The sequence below is a fragment of the Acinetobacter sp. BMW17 genome (assembly GCF_001592855.1).
Classification (GTDB): Bacteria; Pseudomonadota; Gammaproteobacteria; order Pseudomonadales; family Moraxellaceae; genus Acinetobacter; species Acinetobacter johnsonii.
Genome location: NZ_LSOD01000019.1, coordinates 1 through 4,875, shown reverse-complemented (window position 1 = coordinate 4,875; position 4,875 = coordinate 1). Strand labels below are relative to the sequence as shown.

The 4,875-nt window shown below is 40.2% G+C and carries 5 protein-coding genes; 1 reads left to right on the top strand and 4 read right to left on the bottom strand.

All coding sequences use genetic code 11. The annotated features are described in order from the left end of the window. Nucleotides 1–98 precede the first annotated feature (98 nt). Nucleotides 99–335: a hypothetical protein gene (locus AXW61_RS04605; protein ID WP_062032972.1), complete on the bottom strand. Its 237-nt coding sequence runs from the start codon at nucleotides 333–335 to the stop codon at nucleotides 99–101. A 603-nt stretch (nucleotides 336–938) separates the two neighbouring features. On the opposite strand from AXW61_RS04605, the gene AXW61_RS04600 reads away from it, so the two are divergent. Beyond that, complete coding sequence (locus tag AXW61_RS04600) at nucleotides 939–2,576, top strand: long-chain-fatty-acid--CoA ligase (RefSeq protein ID WP_062032791.1); 1,638 nt, start codon at nucleotides 939–941, stop codon at nucleotides 2,574–2,576. Between the two features lie 67 nt (nucleotides 2,577–2,643). On the opposite strand, the gene AXW61_RS04595 is transcribed toward AXW61_RS04600, so the two are convergent. The 3 genes from AXW61_RS04595 to AXW61_RS04585 form a co-directional block, all read right to left on the bottom strand. Further along, nucleotides 2,644–3,651 (bottom strand): alpha/beta hydrolase-fold protein, encoded by a 1,008-nt coding sequence (locus AXW61_RS04595; RefSeq protein ID WP_240487434.1) that lies wholly within the window; start codon nucleotides 3,649–3,651, stop codon nucleotides 2,644–2,646. 170 nt (nucleotides 3,652–3,821) lie between these two features. Beyond that, nucleotides 3,822–4,283 carry a DUF2147 domain-containing protein gene (locus AXW61_RS04590; RefSeq protein WP_062032788.1) on the bottom strand — a complete coding sequence of 154 codons (462 nt, stop codon included), beginning with the start codon at nucleotides 4,281–4,283 and terminating at the stop codon, nucleotides 3,822–3,824. Nucleotides 4,284–4,471: 188 nt separating this feature from the next. Beyond that, on the bottom strand, nucleotides 4,472–4,875 hold a 404-nt coding region (locus AXW61_RS04585; RefSeq protein ID WP_276204004.1), incomplete at its 5' end, for a citrate/2-methylcitrate synthase.

The window sequence follows — 4,875 nt, the reverse complement described above, 5'->3', positions numbered from 1 at the left end:
ACCCCGAATCAGATGTATGAGCAAACTAAAACCGAGCTAATTGCTTAACTCGGTTTGAAGTGGAATACTGTCAATCTATTTCAGGACAAGACATCTATTTAACGTTCAGGCGACTGAGCAAAATTATGCGCAGTAATTAAAATACCATAACTGGCATTCAGATAATCGCCTTGGATGATCTCATCTTCACCATTGGCATGGCGTACGGTTAAGGTTTGGCGAATCACGTCATAGTGAAAAGAGTCAAAACACTCTTGATGCTGACACAGCCAGCTTAAGGTATCACTCAGATTATCATCGACAATATAAGTCTGTGCTTGAAAATTTTTGGTCATCATCCGAATACGCTAAACACTGTTATTCGGCTATTGTAAGCCGTTCTGCGTCGATTCAGTCAAACTAGGTCATAAAAAATGATAGACATTAAAAAAGTGAGCTTTCGCTCACTTTTCCTTAAGATAATTAGTCGGTTTTAGAATCACCGCACTTTCGGCATTCCATATGCTCCCCAATTTCAGTCATTTGTTCATATTCATAAACGTGGATGCAAAATAGTTTTTTAAATAACTGAAGCATTTTTAACTCCTGTAAGTGATTTTTAAAAATTTGCTTCTTAAAATAGGTATATCTTCCTGACATACCCACAACTCATATCTCATGAGCTATACACAGTTTTAAACATACTTTTTATAAATTTCAAGTGCCTTTTGTCGAATAACAGCATAAAGTGATAAATGGTCATTTACTTTTTTAAATGATGCTTTTCATTTACTTGTGGTTCTGCTTCACATCGCTTTTAAAAATACGGCTGAGATTGAAAGAATGCTTGATTTAAATTTGGATCAAGCTAGGATAAAAATACAATCAATGCTCAAAACAGATGTTTCGAGTAACCAATAAAGAGTTTGATAAAAAAGCAACGATAAGGATATTTATACATGCTTGGACGTATGATGTTTCAACCGCTATTGATTAGCAATCTTATTGATCACGCAGAACGCTACCATGCGGATACAGCCATTATTTCTAAAAATACAGACGGCAGTATCACTGAAACCAACTGGGCCAAAGTCGCAGCCAACTCTAAGCGATTTGCCAATGTACTCAAAGGCTTAGGGCTTTCGCAAAGTGACCGTGTGGCGACCATCGCATGGAACAATCATCGTCACCTAGAATCTTGGTATGCGATCTCTGGCAGTGGCTATATTTGCCACACCATCAACCCACGTTTATTTCCAGAACAACTTATTTTTATTATCAATGATGCCCAAGACCGCGTGGTGTTATTTGATAAAACCTTTGCGCCACTCATTGCTGCGGTAAAAGCACATTTACCCCATGTAGAGCACTTTATTTGCTTAGATGCTGCAGATGACGCTATTGCAGAAAAAATTGCCGATGTAAAATTTTATGATGACTTGGTCAGCAAAGAGTCTGAACAATTCACATGGCCAAGTTTTGATGAGCAAACTGCAAGCTCTTTGTGCTATACCTCGGGCACAACTGGAAATCCAAAAGGCGTGCTATATAGCCACCGCTCTACCATTTTGCATAGTTTTGCCATCAGCCTACCCGATTCTCTTAATCTGTCTGCAAATGACATTATGTTGCCTGTAGTGCCCATGTTCCATGTCAATGCTTGGGGTACTCCTTATGCAGCAGCTATGGTCGGTTGTACCGTTGTATTGCCTGGGCCAGGCTTAGATGGGCCAAGTTTAGTGAACATGATTGACACCTATAAAGTCACTGTGGCTTTGGGTGTACCCACCATTTGGCAAGGTTTACTGGCAGCAGCCAAACAAACAGGCAGCCAGCTGGCAAGTATGAACCGTAACGTTGTTGGTGGTTCTGCATGTCCACCATCCATGTTAGCGGCCTTTAAAAATGACTATAACTGCGACACCATTCATGCATGGGGTATGACTGAAACGAGTCCACTCGGTTCTGCCAACCAACTTAAAGCCAAACATCAACAGCTCTCTGAACAAGAGCGTTTCAAGCTACGTCTTTCTCAAGGCCGTCCGCCTTTTGGCGTGGATTTACGTCTTACCGATGAAGAAAAAGGCAACAATGAAATTGCCCGCGATGGTGAGCAGATTGGAAATCTACAAATTAAAGGCCACTGGATTATTGATAGCTACTTTGGTAAAGATGAATCCGCTCTCACCACCGATGGCTGGTTTGACACAGGTGATATTGCAACCTTAGATGAAGACGGCTTCTTATGCATCAGTGACCGCTCTAAAGATTTAATTAAGTCTGGTGGCGAATGGATTTCATCGGTTGAACTTGAAAACCTTGCGATGGGACATTCAGACATTCTTATGGTAGCGGTTATTGCAGCCGAACATCCAAAATGGGATGAACGTCCTATTGTCATCGCTGTGAAGAAACCCGATAGCAAGGTCACTGAACAAGGTGTCTTAGACTACTATACCGACAAAATTGCGAAATGGCAGATCCCCGACCGTGTGATCTTTGTCGACAGTATTCCACTGAGCGGTACGGGTAAAATGCTAAAACGTGAACTCCGCGCCCAATATGGCCAAGTACTACTAGAACAAAATCCTGTTTAACCTTGTTTAAAAGAAAAGCCTGATCTTATGCTCAGGCTTTTCTTTATGTTCGGATAATTTAATACCATCAATATAATTTATTTGAAAGCACGTCTAATAAAGACGCCTTAAAAATATCACCATGCTTTAGATTTGGATAGATTAAAAATTTGGCCGCTACGCCCTGCTGATCGAATATAGACAAAATTTCTCTATTTTTATTAATGCCATTTGCATCAAAATTAGCGCTTTGCTGTGCTCCAGTATGTATTAAAAGATCACCGTCCATCAACAATAGATGTTTTTGTGGCTCTTTGACTAATTTTACGGCTCTAATTTTTTGCATCATGCGCCCATCAGCCCAAGAAAGTGATGGGCTTGCAGCAAAGAAATGGCTGAAATAACGCCCATCGAGCAAGCTATCAAGCACAAAAAGCCCTCCATAGGAATGCCCCCATAACGCTCTTTTTTGCGCATCCAGCTTTACATTCTGCTCAACCCAAGGGGTGATATCCTTCAAAATCACATTTCTAAAATCAGCACTTCCCCCGCTCATCCGCTCTGGATTTCTTGGGTCTTGGGCTGGTTTTCCCGTTAATAAGGCTGCTGGAGTATAGTCAAGTGAACGAAAAGCTGTGGCAAATGGCAAATTGGTTTTATAACCAATGGCAACCAATACAGGGGCATCATTTGCATACAAAGACTTGAGTATTTCTTCATTCAGATGGGACATCGCAGCGTTCCCATCCAGCATAAAGACCGATGCATAGGCGTTCTGCGTCTTCTGTACTGTCTTTGGAATACCTAACCAAACGCGATAAGTTTTATTTTGATCTGTAGTTGTAAACTCTTTGACTTTAAAACTGTAATACGCCGAGCCGATTTCTGCAATATTGGCAGGTAAAGGTTTCATTTCAGGTTTCGCATAAATACTTAAACTGGCACCCAAGATCAACAACGAGCCAAAAATTTGCGAAAGCAGAGTAGTAAAAATCTTTCTATAAAGATGAGTCATTTTTCGTATACACAGCCATGAGATGCTGAAGCTTAACATATAATAATAGTTATCATTATCAATTAAATAATTCTTAATCATCTCTCTTCATGGTATAGGCAACGTTTTCTTTGACCACACACTCCGAAAGATGATTTTTCCTTTTTATACGGATTGAACAAGTCTAGGAAATCTCCTTCCAACTTTTTTATCCATAAAAAAAGCCACCGCACTATGAAAGTTCAATGGCTTTATCGATACAAGCAAAAGACTTAAAGCTTTTTCCATGTCATGTTGCTCAAACCTTTCACATCTTTTGCTGTGGCTTGTACCTTCATCTGATCTTTACCAGCATTTAACTGCGCAGTATTGATGTTATACACACGGCCATCTTGAGGATTCAGCCATTGGCCTTTTGCGAATTTTTGACCTGTTGCATCACCCACTAAGCCATTCAGCACTTGCATACCAAAAATCGGTTTATCCTTAAGTCCACCCTGACACTTACTGCACACATCACTTACAGGCGCTCCAGCCAAAGGATAGTACTTGGTCACTACTGCACTATATTGCGATGTATTAGAATTCTTACGAATCACAATATCTGAAATATAATACCCAGTCCGATCATCAATCACTTTCCATGTTCCAATAAGCGGGTCAAATGGCATGGCGAAAGCAGAATGAGACAACCCCAAAAACAGTGCTGATGCACACAAAAACTTATGTTTCATAAAGTAAATTACAATAAAAATGAAGAAATAAACGGTCGCGATTATAGCAATTCTATTCTTTTAATTATCTATTATTTCATTAAAATTAAATATTTATATAAATTAAGCTGTGAGAAGCATCAACAAAAAAATTGCATATAAAAAAAGCCTCCGAAGAGGCTTTTTTTATAATGTATCAGAGCTTTATATTAAGCCGCTGAACGTTCTTCAATCGGTACTACTTTACGCAGCTCAGGCCCCGTATAGTCCGCACTTGGACGAATAATACGGTTGTCCGCACGTTGTTCCATCACATGAGCAGCCCAACCTGTCACACGGCTCATCACGAAGATTGGTGTGAATAACTTGGTCGCAATATCCATGAAGTGGTAAGCCGATGCATGGAAGAAGTCTGCGTTACAGAATAATTTCTTTTCACGCCACATCACTTCTTCACAGCGTACTGAAACTGGATACAGTACCGTGTCACCGACATCTTTGGCTAAACGCTCTGACCAGATTTTGATGATGCCATTACGTGGGTCATTGTCTTTATAAATCGCATGACCAAAGCCCATGATCTTTTCTTTGCGTTCCAATTTGCCCAGCATTT